A 20928-nucleotide genomic window follows, 5' to 3' on the forward strand; every position below is an offset into this window, starting at 1 on the left:
GACCCGCCGTGGGCGGGAGGAGAGGGGAGTCATGGAACTCACTGTGATTCGCAGCCGCGACCGACGTCGCATGGTCGTCGCCGTCGAGGCCAAGACGGAGGACGATGCTCTGCGCGCGATCACCAAGGCGATCGGCCCGGTCACCATCGCTCGCGAGAGGATGCCGATCCGCCGGCAGCGTGCCACCCTCGCCGAACGACGCGCCCGGGTCGCCACGTATTTTTAGTTATTCAAAACATCGGGCTAGAGTCGCACCATGGACACGGCACGGCTCGAGAGCGCACTACGCGGCGCCGGCCTGAAAGCGACGCGAGGGCGGGTGGCGGTGCTCGAAGCACTGACCGACCACCCGCACGTCGACGCGGAGACCGTCTTCCGGACGCTGATCCCGGCCCTTCCGGGCACGTCGATCCAGAACGTGCACAACGTCCTGGGCGACCTGACCGCGGCTGGGCTGCTGCGCCGGATCGAACCGGCGGGCTCCCCGGCGCTCTACGAGCGGCGGATCGGCGACAACCACCACCACGTGGTGTGCACCGGATGCGGCGCGGTCGCCGACATCGACTGCGCCGTCGGTCACGCACCCTGCCTGCATCCGTCGGATGCCGGCGGCTTCGTGATCGACACGGCCGAAGTCACCTTCTGGGGCCTGTGCCCGTCCTGCCAGGAGCGCGCCGCGCGCGCTCAGCAATCCTGAGCGCCCCCACCGCGGAGCGCTCACCGACACCGGGAGAACTATGACGGACGACTACACCACGACCCAGACCGGAACCCCCGTCGCCAGCGACGCCCACTCGCTGACGGCAGGACGCGACGGCGTCACCGCGCTCCACGACCGCTACCTCGTCGAGAAGCTCGCCCAGTTCAACCGTGAGCGCATCCCGGAGCGCATCGTGCACGCGAAGGGCGGCGGCGCGTTCGGCGAGTTCATCGTGACCGGCGATGTGACCGCCTACACGAAGGCCGCCGTCTTCCAGCCCGGCACCGCGACCCGCACCCTCCAGCGGTTCTCCTCGGTCGCCGGCGAGCAGGGCTCCCCCGACACCTGGCGCGATGTCCGCGGCTTCTCGGTGAAGTTCTACACCACCGAGGGCAACTACGACATCGTCGGCAACAACACCCCCGTCTTCTTCATCCGCGACGGCATCAAGTTCCCCGACTTCATCCACTCGCAGAAGCGCCTCCCCGGCTCCGGCCTCCGCGACGCCGACATGCAGTGGGACTTCTGGACGCTGTCGCCCGAGTCGGCGCACCAGGTCACCTATCTCATGGGCGACCGCGGCCTCCCCCGCTCCTGGCGGACCATGCCGGGCTACGGATCGCACACCTACCAGTGGATCAACGCGGCGGGCGAGCGCTTCTGGGTGAAGTACCACTTCCACTCCCTGCAGGGCAACGAGGAGATCACCGGCGTCGAGGCCGAGCAGCTGGCCGGCGCCGACGCGGACCACTACCGCCGCGACCTGTACGAGGCGATCGAGCGCGGCGACTTCCCGGCGTGGCGCGTGTCGGTCCAGGTCATGCCGTACGAGGACGCCAAGACGTACCGCTTCAACCCGTTCGATCTGACCAAGGTGTGGCCGCACAGCGACTACCCGCTGATCGAGGTCGGCATCCACACGCTCAACGAGAACCCGCAGAACTTCTTCGCGGAGATCGAGCAGGCCGCCTTCTCGCCGGCCAACACCGTCCCCGGCATCGACATCAGCCCGGACAAGATGCTGATGGCGCGTGTGTTCTCCTACCCGGACGCCCAGCGCTACCGCGTCGGCACCAACTACAACGAGCTGCCGGTGAACCGTCCGGTGGCTCCGGTGCACAGCTACTCGCAGGACGGCGCGGCGCGCCACGGCTTCAAGCCGGCGGACGCTCCGGTGTACGCGCCGAACTCGTTCGGCGGACCGTCCGCCCAGCCGGAGCGCGCGGGCGAAGGATCCTGGGAGTCCGACGGCGCGCTGGTCCGCTCGGCGGCGACGCTGCACGCGGAGGACGACGACTTCGGCCAGGCCGGCGCGCTGTACCGCGAGGTGTTCGACGACGCCGCCCGCGCCCGCTTCCTCGACACGATCGCCGGCGCCGTCGGCGGCGTGAAGCGGGAGGACATCCGCGAGCGCGCCATCCAGTACTGGACGAACGTGGATGCGTCGCTCGGCCGCGCGCTCCGCGACCGCCTCGACTCGGCGTCGCAGACCCCGGACGAGGCAGCGGAGTACGTGGGCGTCGCCGAGTAGACCCACCTCCTTGACACGACACGCCGTCATCCCCGCGGGGATGACGGCGTGTCGTGTCAGATCGTCGTGCGGACCGGGACCAGGAACGGGGCCGGCTACAGGGTCGCGTCTATGGTGCGGTCGTAGACCGTGGTCCCCCCGACGCGGATGCGCCCGTCGCCGAGCGGCTCCGTCGCGAGCTGCGACCCCTCGCCCTGCAGGATGCTGAGCGGCCGCCCGAGCCGGGCGGTCAGCGCGATCGCCGCGGCCCCCGTCGCCTCGTCCTCGATGATCCCCATCTCCGGCGCGAACATCCGGGCGCGGAGGGTGCCCGCCGCCTCGTCGATCCACGCGTAGGCGAAGTGCTGCCCGGAGGTGAAGGCGAACGGGTCGAGCGCATCCACGTCCTCGGGCGACTTCAGCTCGAGCCACTCGAAGGCCGGCGTCCACTCCGCGCGAGCGGTGATCCACGCGGTGTCGTCGTCGACGGCGACCTCGACGTCCCCCGCCGGCTCCCGCAGCACGTCGACCGGCATGCGGCGATCGGCCAGCCACCAGGCCGTCCCGACGCTCGGGTGCCCCGCGAACGGCAGCTCCTTCGCCGGGGTGAAGATGCGGATGCGCGCTGCGCGGCCGGGCTCGTCCACCTCATCCACGAACACGGTCTCGCTGAAGCCGAGCGCGTTGGCGATGTCCTGCTCGCGGGACGCGGTGGCCGGGGAGCTCGTGACGATGCCGAGCTCGTTGCCGTTGCGGCCGCTCTCATCCGTGAACACGCGAACGACGACTACTTCGATGGTCTCATCCATGCCATCAGCCTGGCAGAAGGCCTCCACTTCGTTAACCCAGCTGGTGCATAATCGCGCCATGACGATCGACGACCGCCAGAACGCCAGCGAAGAGGATCTCGCCGTCGAGCACGCCGCCGAGCGGCTCGCCGAGCGCTATCCGCAGGTGCCTCGCGAGCGCATCGACGAGCTGGTCGAGAAGCACCACGAGGAGTTCGACGGCGCACCGGTCCGCGACTTCGTCCCCGTGCTGATCGAGCACGACGTCAAGCAGGAGCTGAACGCGGAAAAGCGCGCCGACTGATCGGCGCGCTCTTCCTGGCTCACCCGGTCAGGCCGGGATCAGCGTGTACTTCGTGCTGAGGTACTCGTGGATGCCCTCCAGGCCCCCCTCGCGCCCGAGACCGGACTGCTTGACGCCGCCGAACGGCGCGGCCGCGTTCGAGACCAGGCCCGTGTTGAGGCCCATCATGCCGGTGTCGACGCGGTCGATCATCCGCTGACCGCGGGCCAGATCCTGTGTGAAGACGTAGCCGACCAGCCCGTACTCGGTGGAGTTCGCGGCCGCGACGGCCTCGTCCTCCGTCGAGAACGTGGTGATCGCGAGGATCGGTCCGAAGATCTCCTCGCGGAGGATCTCGCTGCCGGGCTGCACATCCACGATCACGGTCGGCTCGAAGAAGTACCCGTCGCCCTCCGGGGCGGTGCCGCCGGTGAGCACGCGCGCGCCGCGGCCGACCGCATCCTCGACCAGGGCCGACATGGATGCGACGGCGCGGTCGTCGATCAGCGGGCCGATGGTGACGCCCTCCTCGGTTCCGCAGCCGATCCGCAGGGCCTGCACCCGCTCGGTGACCCGGCGGGCGAACTCATCCGCGACCGACTCGTGCACGATGAACCGGTTGGCCGCGGTGCAGGCCTGGCCGATGTTCCGGAACTTCGCCAGCATCGCGCCATCGACCGCTTTCTCCAGGTCGGCGTCGCCGAACACGACGAACGGGGCGTTTCCGCCCAGCTCCATCGACGTGCGGAGCACGTTCTGGCCGGCCTGGGCGAGCAGGGAGCGGCCGACCGGGGTCGAGCCGGTGAACGACAGCTTGCGGAGGCGCGGGTCGGCGATGATCGGCTCGGACACCGTACGTGCCGTGCTCGTCGGGATGACGTTCACGACCCCGGCGGGTACCCCGGCGTCGGCGAGCAGCTGCGCGAAGAACAGCGTGGTCAGCGGGGTCAGCTCGGCGGGCTTCACGACGACCGTGCAGCCCGCGGCGAGCGCCGGCGCGATCTTCCGGGTGGCCATCGCCAGCGGGAAGTTCCACGGGGTGATCAGGTAGCACGGTCCGACCGGTCGCTGCGAGACGACCATCGTGCCGGTCCCCTCGGGGTTCTGGCCGAAGCGGCCGGAGATGCGCACCGCCTCCTCCGAGAACCAGCGCAGGAACTCGCCGCCGTAGGTGACCTCGCCGTTCGCCTCCGCGAGCGGCTTTCCCATCTCAAGGGTCATGAGCAGGGCGAAGTCGTCGCGGCGCTCCTGCAGCAGGTCGAACGCCCGGCGCAGGATCTCGGCGCGGACCCGGGGTGCGGTGGCGGCCCACGCGTCGGCGGCGGCGACCGCCGCATCCAGCGCACGGATGCCGTCCGCCGGGTCGGCGTTGGCGATGCGCTTGATCACGCGGCCGGTCGCCGGGTCCTGCACCTCGATCGGGTCGCGGGTCCCCTGCTCCCATCGTCCACCGATGAAGAGGCCGTCGGGCACCCGGGCGAGCAGGTCCGCCTCACGCGTGGTCGGCTCGGCGGTGGCGTCGACGATGGTCATGCGCCCGCCACCGCCTCGGCCACGACATCCAGGCCCTCGATGAGGAGGTGGTCCGGGATGCTCAGCGGCGGGAGGAAGCGGATCACATTGCCGTAGGTGCCGCAGGTGAGCAGCACGACGCCCGCGGCGTGCGCCGCCGCGGCGACCTTCGCCGTGAGCGCGGCATCCGGCTCACCGGTTGCCGGGTCGACGAGCTCGATCGCGACCATCGCGCCGCGTCCGCGGACCTCGGCGACGCGGGCATCGGCGTCGCGCAGGGCACCGAGCTTCTCGAACAGGATGTCGCCGATCTGCCGGGCACGCGCCGCCAGGTCCTCCTGCTCGTAGGTCTCGATCGCGGCGAGCGCCGCGACGCAGGCGAGCGGGTTGCCGCCGTAGGTGCCGCCGAGGCCGCCGACCTGCGGCGCGTCCATGATCTCGGCGCGGCCGGTGACGGCCGACAGCGGAAGGCCGCCGGCGATGCCCTTGGCCGTGACGATGAGGTCGGGGACGATGCCGAACTGCTCGGAGGCGAACATGGTTCCGGTGCGGGCGAAGCCGGTCTGCACCTCGTCGGCGATGAAGACCACGCCGTTCGCGTTCGCCCACTGCTGCAGGGCGGGGAGGAAGCCGTCGGCCGGGACGATGAAGCCGCCCTCGCCCTGGATCGGCTCGATGATGAGCGCAGCGAGGTTGGAGGCGCCGATCTGCTTCTCGATCATGCTGATCGCCCGGGCCGCCGCCTCGGCGCCCGAGAGCCCGCCGTCGCGCAGCGGGTAGCTGAGCGGTGCGCGGTAGATCTCCGGTGCGAACGGTCCGAAGCCGTTCTTGTACGGCTGGTTCTTGGCGGTGAGGCCCATCGTGAGGTTCGTGCGGCCGTGGTAGGCGTGGTCGAACGCGACGACGGCCTGCTTGCCCGTGTAGTGGCGGGCGATCTTGACGGCGTTCTCGACGGCCTCGGCGCCCGAGTTGAACAGCGCGCTCCGCTTGGCGAAGTCGCCGGGGGTGAGCCGGTTCAGGGCCTCCGCGACGTCGACGTACGAGTCGTAGGGCGCCACGGTGAAGCAGGTGTGGGTGAAGGCGGCGACCTGCGCGCTGACGGCCTCGACGACGCGCGGGGCCGCATTGCCCACGCCGGTCACGGCGATGCCGGAGCCGAAGTCGATGAGGGAGTTGCCATCCACATCCACCAGCACGCCGCCTCCCGCTGCGACCGTGTAGACGGGGATGGTGGTGCCGACGCCGGCGGCGACGGCCTGGGCCTTGCGCTCGGCGCGCTTGCGCGACTCGGGGCCGGGGATCGGGGTGACGAGCCGGCGCTCCTGCGGGAGCGAGGGTCCGCCGACGGGGGTGTCGATGGCGGTGTCGAGGATGGTCATGTCTCGAATGTAGGAAGTCGGCGCGAACAGCGACCTGGACGCGACGTACAATCGCAGCGCCGGGGATAGACACCCTGGCAGATGGAGCCCCATGCCAGCGACCCTCACCCAGCTGCTCGCGCGCGGCGAGCTGGGACTGCGCCTGCTCACCCCGGCCGGAGTCGGCGACGTGGATGCGCCCCTCGCCTGGGCGCACAGCTCCGACCTGCCCGACCCGACGCCCTTCCTGTCGCGCGGCCAGGTGCTGCTGGTGACAGAGCCGCCGGAGGACGCCGACCCGTACGTCCGCCGGCTGGCCGAGCACGGCATCGCGGCGCTCGGCTTCGGGACGGAGGTCGTCCGCGACGGAGCGCCGGCAGAGCTGGTCGAGGCCTGCACCCGGCACGGGCTCCCGCTGTTCGAGGTGCCGTACCGCACGCCGTTCATCGCGGTCGCGCGCTTCGTGGCGGATCGCGTGGCGGCGGACGCGTACGCACGCAGCACCTGGGCGCTCCGCGCTTCGCGCGCGATCTCGCTCGCGGCGCTGCGGCCGGACGCCCTCGGGGCCGTCCTCTCCGAGCTGTCGCGGCAGATCGAGCGTCCGGTCGCCCTCGTCGGCGGCGACGGGGCGGTGGCGCGCAGCTATCCGTCCGGCGCCATCGACGCCCGGGCCCGGCGGGCGCTGGCGGAGGCCGCCGACCCGCTGCTGCGGAGCGGCCGTCGTGCGGCGGGAACGGTCGGAACGGACGCCGGGCCGTTCGCCCTGCAGACCCTCGGTGCCGCAGGGCGCCTGCGCGGCGTGCTGGCGGTCGGGTCGGACTCGCTGGACGCTGCGGCCCAGCAGGTGATCACCGGCGTCGTCGCCCTCGCCGGGCTGGCGCTCGAGCAGTCGCGTGCGGCCGATGCGGCGCGCGAGCGCCTCCGGACGGCGGTGTGGCGGGCTCTGGTCGCCGGCGACCTCGCCGTCGCCGCCTCCGTCGCAGAACCGGTGCTGGGACCGCTGCCCGCGGCGCCTCTCCGCGTCGCCGTCCTGAGCGGCCCGGCGATCGCGGCGGCGTTCGACTGGCTCGACACCAACGCATCCGGCTTCTTCGCACGGGAGGGCTCCGATCTCGTCGTGCTCGGGGACGACGAGGCGGCCGCGGCCATCGCGACGCGGTTCGACCTGCGCGGCGGCCTATCGGCACAGGCCGAGCTGGATGCACTCCTCGCGGCCGTGGAGCAGGCGAACGCCGCGCGCGGGCGAGCGACGGCGGACGATCCCCTCCCGTCGTTCGAGGACGTGGCGGGCGCCGGGATGCTGGCCCTGCTGCACACCCCGGACGCCCGTGCCGTCGCCCGGAGCGCGCTCCGGCCGCTGACCGCGGCCGACCCGGCCCTGCCGGGCGTTCTGCGCACCTGGCTCGACTCGGACGGCGTGTACGACGTCGCCGCCCGGAAGCTCGGCATCCACCGCCACACGCTGCGTGCGCGCGTCGCGGAGGCCGAGCGCCTGCTGGGCCGCGACCTCACCTCCTTCGCCGCCCGCGCCGACCTCTACGCCGCCCTCCGCGCCTCCGCCTGACCCTGCTCCCGCGAGCCCCCACCGTCGAGTCCGCGAACTTTGCACGTTTCCGGGCTCCCGAACGTGCATAGTTTGCGGACTCGACGGTGGGCGGACGGGTTGGAGAGAATGGGCGGATGAGCACACCCATCTCCGGAACCCACTTCGGCCTCACGGCGGGCGACTACCACGCGACCATCGCGTCGGTCGGCGCCACCCTGCGGACGCTCCAGTTCGACGGACGCGACCTGGTCGTCCCGTTCGAGGCCGACGAGGTGCGACCCGCCTTCCGCGGCGCCACCCTCGCACCGTGGCCGAACCGGGTCGTCGACGGTCGATACAGGTTCGACGGCGTCGAGGAGCAGCTGGCGCTCACCGAGCCCACCCGCGGCCACGCTCTGCACGGGCTGGCGGCGTGGCTCGACTTCGTCGCGGTCGATCGAGCCGCGGACAGCGTGACATTCGCCGCGACCATCGAGGCGCAGGCCGGCTATCCGCACCGGGTGGAGGTGACGGTGGCGTTCTCGCTCGACGAGGAGGGCCTGCACACGACGGTGACCGGCACGAACACCGGCCCGACGCGCGCACCGTGGGGCACCGGCCCGCACCCCTACCTCGTCGCGGGCGACGGACGGGTGGACGACTGGACGCTGTCCCTCCCTGCCGACCTCGTCCTCACCGTCACCGAGGACCGCCTGGTCCCGACCGGCCTCGCCGACGTCGCCACCGAGCAGGACGGCGACTGGGACTTCCGCACGCCGCGGACCATCGGCGACACCTTCATCGACCACGCCTTCACCGGCCTCACCCGCTCGGCGGACGGCGATGCCGTCGTCCGCGTCACGGCCCCGGAGGGCACCGGCGTCGAACTCGCCTGGGGCGAGGACTGCCCCTGGGTGCAGATCCACACCGCCGACCAGCCCGTGCCCGAGCTGAACCGGCTCGGGCTCGCCGTCGAGCCCATGACCTGCCCGCCGGACGCCTACAACTCCGGCACCGACCTCATCGTGCTGGAGCCGGGAGCCTCGGCCGCGGCCTCCTGGACCATCCGCGCCGTCTAGCCGCACCGCGCCCGACGACGCGGATCACGACGGGAAAGAGGTGCGCGCGGCCTTCCACGACCGGCCGCGCGCACTGCGATGCTAGGGCGCGCCATCCACCCGCTGCGCTGTACGCGATGTCGAGCAGCTCACGCGACCGTCGACACCCCGTCGGATGCGCTCACACTGACAGCAACGCGAAGGCGCGCGCGTCATCTTCGGTCAGCGATCCGTCCGCCGCGCGAAGTCGACCAGGCGCTGCTGGGCCTCCGCGTACGAGGTGGCGGTCGGCGGTTCGCGGCCGTCGCGCACGGCCGTCGCGACATCCACCGCCGCGTCGATCGCGACCCGGTACGGCAGGGACCCGGTGCTCACGCGGCGCACCCCCAGCTCGCCGAGGCGATCGAGGCTCAGGCCCGGGACGACGAGCACGTTGAGCGGAAGCGGGATGGCCGCGGCCAGCTGCTCGATCGTCGCCGCGTCCGCGGCTCCCGGCACGAAGATGCCGTCGGCCCCGGCGTCGGCGTACCTCGCCGCGCGCTCGGCGACGGCCGGCACGGTCGCCTCCTCGTGGAACCAGTAGGAGTCGACGCGGGCGTTCACGAACACGTCGGGGGCGCTCCGCCTGATCGCCGCGATCTTCGCTGCGGGGATGGCCGGGTCGACGAGACGACCGCCGGCGGAGTCTTCGAGGTTCACTCCGGCGACGCCCAGGCTCGCGACCAGGGCGGCGACCTCGCCGGGGTCGTCGCTGAAGCCGTCCTCGATGTCGGCGGAGATGTACACCGGGAGGGCGGTGATGCGCTCGACGAGGGCGATGGTCGCCTCCCGGCTCGCGCCTTCCGCGTCCGGTCGGCCGGATGCGGCGTTGACGCCGAAGCTGGTCGTCCCGACCGCGGGGAATCCCGCCGCGGCGAAGGCGATCGCAGACCCCACATCCCAGGCGTTGGGCAGCAGGAGCGGCCGGTCGCCGTGATGCAGCTCGTGGAACGTCATCCCTGCTCCCCTCGCGGGCTCCTGCCCTTCTCGGGCGAGGATAGCCCGGCGGGAGCCGTGGAGGCGATCCCCTCCTCCCGCGGCGGCACGAAGGGAGGAGATGGCGGCTCGGCATGCGCGAACCGACGAGAAACGGAGGCGATCGGGGAACGCACGACGCGCAGACCCTCCGTTCCCGGCGCGTCGGACGGACGGGAGCGGAGGGTCTGCGCGAGCCGGAAGGCTACTGCCCGACCGACCGCCGCTTGTTGTAGACGTCGAACGCCACCGCGGCGAGCAGCACCAGGCCCTTGATGAGCAGCTGGTAGTCGCTGTCGATGCCGAGGATGGACATGCCGTTGTTCAGCACGCCGATGATCAGACCACCGATGATGGCGCCGGTGACCGTTCCGATCCCGCCGGTGACCGCCGCGCCTCCGATGAAGACGGCGGAGATCGCATCCAGCTCGAACCCGTTGCCCGCGCTGGGGCTCGCCAGGTTCAGGCCGGCCGTGAACACCAGACCCGCCACCGCGGACAGCACGCCCATGTTGACGAACAGCAGGAAGGTGACCCGCTTGGTCTTGACGCCAGAGAGGGCGGCCGCGGCCAGGTTGCCGCCGATCGCGTAGATGTGGCGGCCGAACACGGAGCGGTTCATGATCGCCGAGTAGCCGACGACCAGCACGGCCAGGATGATCAGGACGATCGGGGTGCCGTTGTAGCTGGCGAGCAGGACGGTCATGACGAGCACCAGCGCCACCAGGAAGACCAGCTTCACCACGAACCACCACAGCGGCTCGTCCTCGAGGTCGTACTTGCGGCGCACAGCGCGCTGGCGGAGCGACGAGACGAGGATCGCGATGCTGGCGAGCAGACCGAGGATCATCGTCAGCGGCTCGTAGCCGGTGGTCCCGAACGCGGGAAGGAAGCCGGAGCCGATCGCCCGGAACTCCTTCGGGAAGAACGAGATCTGCTGGTTGCCGAGCGCGATCTGCGCCGCCCCGCGGAAGGCGAGCATGCCGGCCAGGGTGACGATGAAGGCCGGGATGCCGAAGTACGCGATCCAGAACCCCTGCCAGGCTCCCACCAGGGCGCCGAGCACCAGGCAGAACACGATGGCGAGCGGCCACGGCAGATGCCAGTTCGAGATGAACACACCCGCCATCGCCCCGATGAACGCCACGACGCTTCCCACCGACAGGTCGATGTGGCCGGCGATGATGACCATGACCATGCCGATCGCCAGGATGAGGATGTAGCTGTTCTGCACGATCAGGTTCGACACGTTGATCGGCGCGAGGGTGATGCCGCCCGTCGCGATCTGGAAGAAGACGACGATGGCGATCAGGGTGATGAACAGCCCGATCTGACGCAGCTGCCCGGTCAGATAGGTGAGGGCTTTCGTGAGCGATTTCATGCGGTGTTCTTCTCGCGTTCCTGGGTCATGAATTGCATGAGGTATTCGGCGGTGGCCTTCTCGCGCGGGACGTCGGCGGTGATGCGGCCCTCGCTCAGGGTGTAGATGCGGTCGCAGATGCCGAGGAGCTCCGGCAGCTCCGAAGAGATGACGATGATGCCCTTCCCCTGATCCGCGAGGCGGTCGATGATCGTGTAGATCTCGTACTTCGCCCCGACGTCGATGCCGCGGGTCGGCTCGTCGAGGATGAGCACATCCGGGTCGGAGTACATCCACTTCGACAGGACGACCTTCTGCTGGTTGCCGCCGGAGAGCTTCCCGGTGAGCGTCAGCACGTTGGGCGTCTTGATGTTCATCGTCCGGCGGTACTCCTCCGCGACCAGCGACTCCCGCTGGTCGTTGACGAACTTGAACCAGTTGACGAGCTTGTCGAGCGCCGCGATCGAGATGTTGCGCTGGATGTTGTCGATCAGGTTGAGCCCGAAGTGCTTGCGGTCCTCCGTCGAGTAGGCGATGCCGTTCGCGATCGCCTTCGACACCGTGCTGACCGAGATCTGCTGGCCGCGCTTGTACACGCGTCCACTGATCCCGACGCCGTAGCTGCGGCCGAAGATGCTCATCGCGAGCTCGGTGCGGCCCGCTCCCATGAGGCCGGCGATGCCGACGATCTCGCCCGCACGGACGCTGAAGCTGACGTTGTCCACGACGACGCGGTTGCGGTCGAGCGGGTGATGCACGGTCCAGTCCTCGACGCGGAGCAGCTCCTCGCCGATGTGGGGGACGTGGTCGGGGAAGCGGCTGGCCACATCCCGGCCCACCATCCCCTTGATGATGCGCTCCTCGCTGGTGCCCTCCGTGCCCATCTCGAGCGTCTCGATCGTGCGTCCGTCGCGGATGATGGTCACCCGGTCGGCGATCGCCTTGATCTCGTTGAGCTTGTGGCTGATGATGATCGCCGTGATCCCGTGCGACTGGAGCTGGCGGATCAGGTCGAGGAGGTGCGCGGAGTCCTCGTCGTTCAGCGCCGCCGTCGGCTCGTCGAGGATGAGGATCTTCACCTCCTTGGACAGCGCCTTGGCGATCTCGACCAGCTGCTGCTTTCCGACGCCGATGTCCTTGATCTTGGTGATCGGGTTGTCGTGGAGACCCACCCGGGCGAGCAGCTTCGCCGCCTCCAGGTTGGTCTCGTTCCAGTCGATGAACCCGTGCTTCTGCCGCTCGTTGCCGAGGTAGATATTCTCGGCGATCGAGAGGTAGGGCGACAGCGCCAGCTCCTGGTGGATGATGACGATGCCGGCCGCTTCGGAGTCGTTGATCGAGCGGAACTCGACCGGTTCGCCGTTCATGACGATCTCGCCCTCGAAGGTCCCGTGCGGGTACACCCCCGAGAGGACCTTCATGAGCGTCGACTTGCCTGCGCCGTTCTCGCCGCAGATCGCGTGGACGGATCCCTCCTCGACGCTGATCGAGACATCCTGCAGCGCCTTGACGCCGGGGAAGGACTTCGAGATGCCGCGCATCTCGAGAATCGTGTTGGCCATGGTCTCCCTTGCTTGGCGAATGAGGCCCGGGCCGGCGGCATGTTCACCGACCGGCCCGGACCGTCAGGCCGGACCTACTGAAGGTCGGACTCCTTGTAGTAGCCGCTGTCGACCAGGATCTCCTTGTAGTTGTCCTTGGTGACGACGACCGGCTGGAACAGGTAGCTCGGGACGACCTTGACCTTGTTGTCGTAGCTCTTGGTGTCGTTCACCTCGGGCTTCTTGCCGGAGAGCAGGTCGTTGGCCATCTTCGCGGCCTCGTTGGCCAGCTTCCTGGTGTCCTTGTAGATGGTCGAGTACTGCGTCCCCGCGATGATCTGCTTCACGCTGGCGACCTCGGCGTCCTGGCCGGTGATGATCGGGAGCTTCTTGCCGCCCGAACCGTATCCCGCACCCTCGAGCGCGCTGAGGATGCCGTCCGAGAGGCCGTCGTACGGCGAGAGCACGCCCTGCACCTCGGTGCCGGTCGAGTACGACTTGGCGACGAGGTCCTGCATGCGGGCCTTGGCCGTCGCCGGGTCCCAGCGCAGGATGGCGACCTGGTTGAAGTTGGTCTGGCCGCTCTTGACGACCAGCGTGCCGTCCGCGATGTACGGCTTCAGCGTGTCCATCGCGCCGTTGAAGAAGAACGTCGCGTTGTTGTCGTCGGGGCTCCCGGCGAACAGCTCGATGTTGAACGGACCCTTCTGGCCGGTCGGCTTGCCGTCGGCGTCGAGGACGCCGAGGCCGGTGAGGAGCGAGTTGGCCTGGTAGACGCCGACCTTGTAGTTGTCGAACGACACGTAGTAGTCGACGTTCTTGTCGCCGGTGAGCAGGCGGTCGTACGAGATGACCTTGATGCCCGCCTTGGCGGCGGCGTCCAGCTGGTCGGTGAGCGAGCCACCGTCGATGGAGGCGATGATGAGCACCTTCGCGCCCTTGGTGATCATCGTGTTGACCTGCTGCACCTGGGTGGGGATGTCGTTGTTGGCGTACTCGAGATCGACCTTGTAGCCGTTCTTCTCGAGATCCGACTTGACCGCATTGCCGTCCGCGATCCAGCGCTCTGACACCTTCGTCGGCATCGCGACGCCGACCAGCGCGCCCTTGTTGTCGGTGGTCGACCCTGTTCCGCCGCCACGGCCCCCGGTGCACGCGGCGAGCGCGACGGCGATGCCGAGCGCGGCCGCAGCGAGTGCGACTTTCCTGATCTTCACTGTGATTCCTTTCGAGCGATGGGGCGACCCGTACGCCCACTGCGCACGGGCTCGCCGAGCTCGGAACTGTCACGCGCCACCGTCGCAGCGTGCGACGGGGAGGTGCAGGATCGGTCGCTGCTGTGCGATCCGAATGCTGCTGTCATGTGCGACTCCCTCGTCGTATGCTGGTCCGTACGCGATATATGTGACCGGTCCCAGAACGGGTTAGACGTTATGACCTGAGCCGGGCGTCAGTCAAGTGCTCCGCGGAAAAATATGATGAAAGACGTTCACCGAGCGTGGCAGCGCTGCCGCTCTCGCCGACGAGACAGGATGCATGGACAAGCACCCACCCGACGAGGAGCGCGCGCTCTCCATCCGGGACATCGCCCGGCTGGCCGGCGTGTCGCGCCAGACCGTGTCCCGGGTGCTCAACGGCGAGCGCTACATCAAGGCGTCCACCGAGGCGCAGGTGCGGAAGGTCATCGAAGAGCACTCCTGGCGGCCGAACAGCGCCGCCCGCGCCCTGGCCACCTCCCGCTCCAAGACCATCGGCCTGCTGGTCTCCGCGCGGTCGCACTACGGACCGTTCAGCGCGGCGGCGGCGATCGACGAGGCGGCGCGCGCACGCGGGTACGCCATCCTCTCGGCCACCCTGGCCCGGGAGGACGACGCCGCCATCTCGGAGGCGCTCGACGCCTTCTCGGCGCAGGGGGTGGACGGCGTGGTCGTGATCGCGCCGCAGCAGCGGGCCCACGAGGCCCTGCAGCGCGTGGCGGTGCGCGTGCCGTTCGTGAGCATGCACTGGAAGGACGACGGCGACGGGCGCGTCGCGGCCTTCGACCAGGAGGCCGGGGCCCGGCTGGCGACCCGGCATCTGATCGAGCTCGGCCACACCCGCATCCGGCATCTGGCCGGCCCACAGGACTGGAACGAGGCCGAGGACCGCATGAACGGCTTCCTCGCCGAGCTCTCCGACCACGACCTTCCCGCGACCGCGCCGGTGCTCGGCGACTGGACCTCCGACCTGGGCTACGAGGTCGGGCTGAAGCTGCTCGACCATCCCGACTTCACCGCGGTGTTCGCCTCCAACGACCAGATGGCGCTCGGACTCATGCACGCCGCGGCCGAGCTCGGCATCTCCATCCCGGGCGATCTGAGCATCGTCGGGTTCGACGACATCCCGGAGGCCAAGCACTTCGCACCGCCGCTGACGACGATCCGCCAGGACTTCGCCTGGCTGGGCGCGCACGCGATCGACGTGCTGGTGACGCAGATCGAGGGCGGGGACGCGACGGCGATCGCCGGGGAGTACCCGATCCCGCAGCTGGTGGTCCGGCAGAGCACGGCTCCACCGCGCGTGCCCGGCTGAGCGGAATCGGCGTACCGTGAGCGGGGTGCGACAATCCGTGACGTCGTCGACGGCCGACGCGGGCACGCCCGCAGCCGCCCCCCACCATCCGCGCGCGCTTGCTGCTGCTGCGCTCGCGGCGCTCGGCGTGGTATTCGGCGACATCGGAACCAGCCCGCTGTACGCACTGAAGACGGTCTTCCTGCTCGACGGCGGCGCGGTGCGGCCCACTCAAGACGACGTGTTCGGTGTGGTCTCGCTGATGTTCTGGAGCATCACGATCATCGTCTCGATCAAGTACCTGGGCATCCTGATGCGGGCGGACAACGACGGCGAGGGCGGCGTGATGGCGCTGGCCGCGCTGGCGCAGCGGCTCTATGCGAGCCGGGCCGGCAAGGCGGGAATCCTGCTCGTCATCGGCATCGTCGGCGTCTCGCTGTTCTACGGCGACTCGATCATCACTCCGGCGATCTCCGTCCTGTCGGCCGTCGAAGGTCTGCACGTCACGATCCCGGCGATCTCGCACCTGGTGATCCCGATCGCGGCGGTGATCATCGTCAGCCTGTTCGCCGTCCAGCGGTTCGGGACGGGCAAGGTCGGCGTGCTGTTCGGACCGGTCATGGTGCTGTGGTTCGTCGTCATGGCGGTGGCCGGGGTCGTGATGGTCGTCCAGTATCCGGCTGTGCTCCTCGGCCTGTCACCGACCTACGCCGTGGTCTTCATCGTCTCCCACCCGGTGATCTCGTTCATCGCGCTGGGGGCGGTGGTGCTGGTGATCACGGGTGCGGAAGCCCTGTACGCCGACATGGGGCACTTCGGCCGCTCCCCCATCCGCCGGGCCTGGTTCGTGCTGGTCCTCCCGGCGCTGACGCTCAACTATCTGGGGCAGGCCGCGCTCATCCTGCACGACCCTGCGGCGCGCAGCAACCCGTTCTTCCTGCTCTTCCCCGAGTGGAGCAGGCTGCCCGTCGTCATCCTGGCCACGGCCGCGACCGTGATCGCGAGCCAGGCCGTCATCTCCGGCGCATACTCGCTCTCGAGGCAGGCGGTGCAGCTGGGGCTGCTTCCGCCGCTCACGATCCGGCAGACCTCCGAGCGCGAGGGCGGCCAGATCTACCTGCCGGCGGTCAACATCCTGCTGTTCATCGGCGTGATGGCCGTCATGCTCGCCTTCGGGTCGTCCGACCGGCTGTCGACCGCGTACGGCATCTCGGTGACGGGCGCCCTGGTGGTGGACACGCTGCTGCTGCTCCTCGTCGCCCGGCCGCTGTGGAACTGGGCGCCCTGGAAGATCGTGATCGCCGCCGTGGTGTTCGGCGGGCTGGAGCTCGCGTTCCTGGCCGGCAACCTGTCCAAGATCATCAACGGCGGCTGGGTGCCGCTGCTCATCGCCGCCGCCGTCATCCTGGTCATGACGACATGGCGGCGCGGTCGCCAGCTGGTTCAGCAGGACCGCAAGCGCAAAGAGGGTTCGCTCTCCGAGTTCATCGACAACCTGCGCGAGCAGAACCTCCCGCGCGTGCCCGGCGTCGCCGTCTTCCCGCATCCCAACAAGGACACCACCCCGCTGGCGTTGCGCGCCAACGTCAAGCACAACCACGTCCTGCACGAGCACGTGATCATCGTGTCGATCAGCATCGCCCAGGTGCCGCACGTGCCCACCTCCGAGGCGTTCGTCTACGACGATCTGGCCTACGCGGACGACGGCATCGAGCACCTCAGCATCAGCTTCGGCTTCTCGGACGAGCCCGACATCCCCCGCGCCCTGCGCGCCGCCTGCCGTGCCGGGGCGCTTCCCCTCGATCCCTCCGACTTCCCGCGCGCCTCGTACTTCATCTCGCGCGGAGCGATCCGCACGACGCGCGCCAAGGGGATGGTGCGGTGGCGCCGGTCGCTGTTCGTGGCGCTGGCCCACAACGCCGCCGACCCCGCCGCCCGTTTCGGGCTCCCTCCGCTCCGGACCGTGACGATGGGCAGCGACGTCGAGATCTGACCCGGCACGGGCCGGCGACTACGGCCGCCGGTGACGAAGCCTCGCGGCGAGGATGAAGCGGAGCGTCGCCAGCACGACGATCACCACGAAGACGACGACCCCCGTGATGACGCGTTGCGACGTATCGCCGAAGACGCCGACGACCACGGCCACGATGGCCGCGACGGTCAGCGACCAGTAGATCCACGCGAACGGGCCACTCCTGACCACCTCGCGGAACGGATCGCCCGGCGGCCGTTGCTCGTTTCTCGACATCCTCAGTCTCCCTTCATGCATGAAGCCATCTCTGAAAGCCATCGCAGCCTTGCAGGGATGTGGATCAACCACAGTCCACTAAAAGGTGGACTTGAAATGTTTTGCATACATTTCTTATTTATGCCATTGCCGCCGAGAATCGAGAGTGACGGGAGCGGGCACGCTAACCAGTGGGCGCGACGAAAGCACGAGAGCCCGCATTCGGAACGAATACGGGCTCTCGCGAGGATGCAGACTACAACTAGGCGGCCGACTCCTCGCGCGACTCGGCGAGACCCTGCGCGAGCGGGGTGGTCGGGCGTCCGATGAGCTCCGCGAGCGTGCTCCGAGCGTCGGCGAGTTCGCCGTCGCGGATGTTGCCGTCGAGCGCGACGAGGAAGGCCGCCGTTCCCTCGTCCAGGCCCGCCTCGGTCAGGATGCGCGTGTGCTCCTCCGGCGAGACCGACCGGTAGACGACCTCGCGTCCCACCAGCTCGCCGATCGTGGAGGCGAGCTCGTCGAAGCTCCAGGCGGTGTCGCCGCTCAGCTCGTAGACCGCGCCCTCGTGGCCGGGGGTCGACAGCACGACCGCGGCGGCCTCGGCGTAGTCCTTGCGGGATGCGCTGGCGACGCGGCCGTCCCCGGCGCTCCCCACGATCTCGCCGGTCGCGGCGGCCTGGTCGATCAGCCCCGTGTAGTTCTCGGTGTACCAGTTGTTGCGGAGGATGGTCACCGGCAGCGACGACGCCGCCAGCATCTCCTCGGTCGCCTTGTGCTCCGGCGCGAGCACCAGGGCTCCGTCGGTCGCGTGCGGTGCGCTGGTGTAGACGAGGCGGCCGACCCCGGCGGCCTCGGCGGCCGCGATGGCGTTGCGGTGCTGCGGCACCCTCTTGCCCACCTCGGAGCCGGACACGAGCAGCACGGCATCCGCGTCGGCGAAGGCGTCCGGCAGCGTCTCGGGCTTCTCGAAGTCGATGACGACGGTCTCGACGCCCAGCGCGGCGAGCGGGGCGAGGCGCTCGGCGGAGCGGCCGGCCGCGCGGATGTCGGAGGCCGCGACGCCTCGGGCGAGCAGGGAGTCGACGGTGAGGCGGCCGAGGTGGCCGGTGGCGCCGGTGACGACGATGGTCATGAAGGGGTGTCCTTTCGATCGGATATCGGGGAGAACCCATCCCCTGGCTCATTACTTCCCCATCGCAGGTACCCACTTTTTGGTAAGTTACTGACGTGGACACCAGTCTCAGCGCACTCGACGGCTTCGGCTTCACCGACGGCGTGCTGCCGTCGGCCTGCCCGACGCGCATCGTGCTCAACCACGTCACCAGCACCTGGGGCGTGCTCGTGCTCGTCGCCCTCTCGCAGAGCGACCTGCGCTGGGGCGAGCTGCGCCGGACGGTGCAGGGCATCAGCGAGAAGATGCTGGCCCAGACGCTCCGCACGCTCGAAGCGGACGGCTTCGTCCTCCGCACGGCCCAGCCGACCATCCCGCCGCGGGTGGACTACAGCCTCACCGCCCGCGGCCGCGACCTGACCGAGCACCTGCTCCCCCTCATGTCGTGGATCGCCGCGAACGCGGGCGACATCCTGGGTGACGGAGAGGGCGCAACGCGTCGCGAGGCGTGACTCCCCCTCCACTCACGCGGACACGGCCGTACGGAGTCGCTGCGCGATGAACAGTGCGGCGCGGTCGAGCGCCTCGGAGGCCTCATCGAGGGTCCCGACGAACGCCGGGAACACGTGCGGAACATCCGCGACGATGTCGAGGATCACGTCGACACCGGCGTCGCGTCGAGGCGATCGGCCCCGTCCTCGCGGCTGTGCGCGCCGCCCTGGAGCGGGATCGGGTGGGACTCCCGGTCGGCTAGCCGCACCGCGGAGCAATCGCGAGACCTGACTACGCGAGGGGCGCGAGCCAGGCCGTCGTGAGTGCGGCGATCCGCGCTTCGTCCGCTTCCTTCAGCGGCGCGAGGTCGAGGAAGTGCCGTGCGATGGTGATGCCGAGGATGCTCGAGACGATCGCCGCGGCGCGCAGTTCGGGGTCGTCGCCGGGGAGCGTCCGCGCCAGGTTCTCGGTGCGCTCCTGGAGGTAGTCCCTCATGACGCCGGCCGCCTCGGGCGAGGTGAGCATCGAGCGCATCAGCGCGCGGGTCGCGGGCGACAGCTCCCGCAGCCGCGACTCGATCACCTCCGCCAGGTGCGCCGGGACGCCGTCGGCGGTGAGGTCGAGTGCCGGCCGGACGGCGAGCGCGAACAGCCCCTGCTTCGACCCGTAGTGCTGCAGGACGAGCGACGGGTCGACGCCTGCCCGCCGCGCGATGCCGCGGATGGTCGCACCCTCCTCCCCGTGCGCGCCGAACTCGGCCTGCGCGGCCTCCAGGATCCGTGCCGCGGTGGCGGCGCGGCGCTCGGCTCGCGTGGTGGATGCGTCCATGCGCTCACTCTACAACTGATGAGCGAACGTGCTATCGTCACTCAACACGCGATGAGCGAACCGCGCGGGACCGGAGGGACACCTGATGAGAGACCTGATCGGCATCGAGGAGCACTGGACGTTCGGGGTCGTCGACGCAGCACTCCGCGCGCAACCGCCCGGCACACGCGACGAGAGCCTCGCGCTCAACGACCACGGCGACACCGCCTCGCGGCTGGCCGACATCGGCCCCGGCAGAATCGCGACGATGGATGCGCAGGGCGTCGGGATGCAGGTCCTGTCGTTGGCCCCGCCCGGAGCCCAGGGCCTCTCCGAGGCGGATGCCGCGGTGCTCGCCCGCGAGGCCAACGACGCGGCGGCCGCACTCGCCGGCGCGTATCCCGGCCGCTTCCGGGCGATGGCGACGCTTCCGCTGGCCGACCCGGCGAGCGCCGCCGCGGAGCTCGAACGGGCATCCGGCCTCGGCCTCGCCGGGACGATGGTCTACGGCCGGGCCGGCGACGTCCTCCTCGACGACCCGCGGTTCGACGACCTGTGGGCGGTCGCCGCCCGCCTGCGCCAGCCCGTCTTCATCCACCCGCAGATCCCGTCGGCCTCGGTGCGGGCGGCGAACTACAGCGGCTTCTGCGAGGCCGCCGACCTGGCTCTCGCGACCTTCGGCTGGGGCTGGCATCTCGAGGCGGGCACCGCAGCCCTCCGCCTCATGACGCGCGGAGTGCTCGACCGGCATCCCGAGCTTCAGCTCGTGCTCGGCCACTGGGGCGAGCTCCTGCTGTTCTGGCACCAGCGGGCGAACGGGCTCGCCCGGGTCGCCCGGCTCGACCGCTCGATCACCGAGTACCTGCAGCAGAACGTGTGGATCACGGCCTCCGGGATGCTCGATCCGGCCATGCTCCACCACGCGCTCGCCGTGACAACGCCGGACCGCATCCTGTTCTCCACCGACTACCCGTTCCAGGCGCCGACACGGGAGCAGATCGCGGCGTTCCTCGACGCTTTCCCCGACGAGGCCGCCCGGGAGGCGTTCGCCTCCGGCAACGCGCGGACGCTCTCCGGCATCCGATGACGCCG

Annotated in this window: 21 protein-coding genes; 10 read left to right on the top strand and 11 right to left on the bottom strand. The window is 70.0% G+C overall.

What is annotated here, in order from left to right:
- The first annotated feature begins 31 nt into the window (after nucleotides 1–31).
- Genes BLW09_RS14550 through BLW09_RS14560 form a run of 3 tightly spaced genes read left to right on the top strand, consistent with a single transcriptional unit; the run spans nucleotide 32 to nucleotide 2231 of the window.
- Entirely contained in the window at nucleotides 32–226 is a 195-nt protein-coding gene (locus BLW09_RS14550; RefSeq protein ID WP_089914186.1) for a hypothetical protein, read from the top strand.
- 30 nt (nucleotides 227–256) lie between these two features.
- Nucleotides 257–697: a Fur family transcriptional regulator gene (locus BLW09_RS14555; protein WP_089914189.1), complete on the top strand. Its 441-nt coding sequence runs from the start codon at nucleotides 257–259 to the stop codon at nucleotides 695–697.
- A gap of 40 nt (nucleotides 698–737) precedes the next feature.
- A complete protein-coding gene (locus BLW09_RS14560; RefSeq protein ID WP_089914192.1) occupies nucleotides 738–2231 on the top strand; it encodes a catalase in 1494 nt (497 codons plus the stop codon).
- Nucleotides 2232–2326: 95 nt separating this feature from the next.
- Here BLW09_RS14560 and BLW09_RS14565 read toward each other — a convergent pair whose 3' ends face one another.
- Nucleotides 2327–3019, bottom strand: coding sequence for a PhzF family phenazine biosynthesis protein (locus BLW09_RS14565; RefSeq protein WP_089914195.1), 693 nt, complete (start codon nucleotides 3017–3019; stop codon nucleotides 2327–2329).
- Between the two features lie 58 nt (nucleotides 3020–3077).
- Here BLW09_RS14565 and BLW09_RS14570 point away from each other — a divergent pair, with 58 nt between their 5' ends.
- A complete protein-coding gene (locus BLW09_RS14570) occupies nucleotides 3078–3302 on the top strand; it encodes a three-helix bundle dimerization domain-containing protein (RefSeq protein WP_089914198.1) in 225 nt (74 codons plus the stop codon).
- A 27-nt stretch (nucleotides 3303–3329) separates the two neighbouring features.
- Here BLW09_RS14570 and BLW09_RS14575 read toward each other — a convergent pair whose 3' ends face one another.
- A complete protein-coding gene (locus BLW09_RS14575; RefSeq protein ID WP_089914200.1) occupies nucleotides 3330–4814 on the bottom strand; it encodes an NAD-dependent succinate-semialdehyde dehydrogenase in 1485 nt (494 codons plus the stop codon).
- The gene (gene gabT / locus BLW09_RS14580) at nucleotides 4811–6172 is read right to left on the bottom strand and encodes a 4-aminobutyrate--2-oxoglutarate transaminase (RefSeq protein ID WP_089914202.1); all 1362 of its coding nucleotides are present in this window, start codon (nucleotides 6170–6172) and stop codon (nucleotides 4811–4813) included. Before gabT ends, BLW09_RS14575 begins: the two co-directional genes overlap by 4 nt.
- Before the next feature lie 91 nt (nucleotides 6173–6263).
- Between gabT and BLW09_RS14585 the strand changes: the two genes are divergently transcribed.
- On the top strand, nucleotides 6264–7715 hold the full coding sequence (locus tag BLW09_RS14585; RefSeq protein WP_089914204.1) for a PucR family transcriptional regulator: 1452 nt from the start codon (nucleotides 6264–6266) through the stop codon (nucleotides 7713–7715).
- Nucleotides 7716–7831: 116 nt separating this feature from the next.
- Entirely contained in the window at nucleotides 7832–8755 is a 924-nt protein-coding gene (locus BLW09_RS14590; protein WP_089914207.1) for an aldose 1-epimerase family protein, read from the top strand.
- Between the two features lie 201 nt (nucleotides 8756–8956).
- Here BLW09_RS14590 and BLW09_RS14595 read toward each other — a convergent pair whose 3' ends face one another.
- The 4 genes from BLW09_RS14595 to chvE form a co-directional block, all read right to left on the bottom strand.
- Entirely contained in the window at nucleotides 8957–9730 is a 774-nt protein-coding gene (locus BLW09_RS14595; protein WP_089914209.1) for an isocitrate lyase/PEP mutase family protein, read from the bottom strand.
- Between the two features lie 223 nt (nucleotides 9731–9953).
- Nucleotides 9954–11129: a multiple monosaccharide ABC transporter permease gene (gene mmsB / locus BLW09_RS14600; RefSeq protein ID WP_089914211.1), complete on the bottom strand. Its 1176-nt coding sequence runs from the start codon at nucleotides 11127–11129 to the stop codon at nucleotides 9954–9956.
- Nucleotides 11126–12670, bottom strand: a complete 1545-nt coding sequence (mmsA, locus tag BLW09_RS14605) for a multiple monosaccharide ABC transporter ATP-binding protein (protein ID WP_089914213.1) — start codon at nucleotides 12668–12670, stop codon at nucleotides 11126–11128. The genes mmsB and mmsA overlap by 4 nt, the downstream gene beginning before the upstream one ends.
- Nucleotides 12671–12744: 74 nt before the next feature.
- Nucleotides 12745–13866 (bottom strand): multiple monosaccharide ABC transporter substrate-binding protein, encoded by a 1122-nt coding sequence (chvE, locus tag BLW09_RS14610; RefSeq protein WP_089914215.1) that lies wholly within the window; start codon nucleotides 13864–13866, stop codon nucleotides 12745–12747.
- A gap of 319 nt (nucleotides 13867–14185) precedes the next feature.
- Here chvE and BLW09_RS14615 point away from each other — a divergent pair, with 319 nt between their 5' ends.
- Together BLW09_RS14615 and BLW09_RS14620 are read left to right on the top strand one after the other, a co-directional pair.
- A complete protein-coding gene (locus BLW09_RS14615; protein WP_089914218.1) occupies nucleotides 14186–15220 on the top strand; it encodes a LacI family DNA-binding transcriptional regulator in 1035 nt (344 codons plus the stop codon).
- A 25-nt stretch (nucleotides 15221–15245) separates the two neighbouring features.
- Nucleotides 15246–17192, top strand: a complete 1947-nt coding sequence (locus BLW09_RS14620) for a potassium transporter Kup (protein ID WP_089914221.1) — start codon at nucleotides 15246–15248, stop codon at nucleotides 17190–17192.
- Nucleotides 17193–17210: 18 nt separating this feature from the next.
- Here BLW09_RS14620 and BLW09_RS14625 read toward each other — a convergent pair whose 3' ends face one another.
- Together BLW09_RS14625 and BLW09_RS14630 are read right to left on the bottom strand one after the other, a co-directional pair.
- A complete protein-coding gene (locus BLW09_RS14625; RefSeq protein WP_089914225.1) occupies nucleotides 17211–17447 on the bottom strand; it encodes a hypothetical protein in 237 nt (78 codons plus the stop codon).
- 241 nt (nucleotides 17448–17688) lie between these two features.
- The gene (locus tag BLW09_RS14630; RefSeq protein WP_089914228.1) at nucleotides 17689–18558 is read right to left on the bottom strand and encodes an SDR family oxidoreductase; all 870 of its coding nucleotides are present in this window, start codon (nucleotides 18556–18558) and stop codon (nucleotides 17689–17691) included.
- A 95-nt stretch (nucleotides 18559–18653) separates the two neighbouring features.
- Here BLW09_RS14630 and BLW09_RS14635 point away from each other — a divergent pair, with 95 nt between their 5' ends.
- A complete protein-coding gene (locus BLW09_RS14635) occupies nucleotides 18654–19049 on the top strand; it encodes a winged helix-turn-helix transcriptional regulator (protein WP_089914231.1) in 396 nt (131 codons plus the stop codon).
- Between the two features lie 12 nt (nucleotides 19050–19061).
- Here BLW09_RS14635 and BLW09_RS19285 read toward each other — a convergent pair whose 3' ends face one another.
- A complete protein-coding gene (locus BLW09_RS19285) occupies nucleotides 19062–19196 on the bottom strand; it encodes a hypothetical protein (protein ID WP_269457895.1) in 135 nt (44 codons plus the stop codon).
- Nucleotides 19197–19320: 124 nt separating this feature from the next.
- Complete coding sequence (locus BLW09_RS14645) at nucleotides 19321–19857, bottom strand: TetR/AcrR family transcriptional regulator (RefSeq protein ID WP_089914237.1); 537 nt, start codon at nucleotides 19855–19857, stop codon at nucleotides 19321–19323.
- Between the two features lie 85 nt (nucleotides 19858–19942).
- Between BLW09_RS14645 and BLW09_RS14650 the strand changes: the two genes are divergently transcribed.
- Entirely contained in the window at nucleotides 19943–20923 is a 981-nt protein-coding gene (locus BLW09_RS14650; protein WP_089914240.1) for an amidohydrolase family protein, read from the top strand.
- The last annotated feature ends 5 nt before the right edge of the window (nucleotides 20924–20928 follow it).

Origin of the sequence: Leifsonia sp. 21MFCrub1.1 (genome assembly GCF_900107895.1) — a bacterium.
GTDB lineage: Bacteria > Actinomycetota > Actinomycetes > Actinomycetales > Microbacteriaceae > Leifsonia > Leifsonia soli.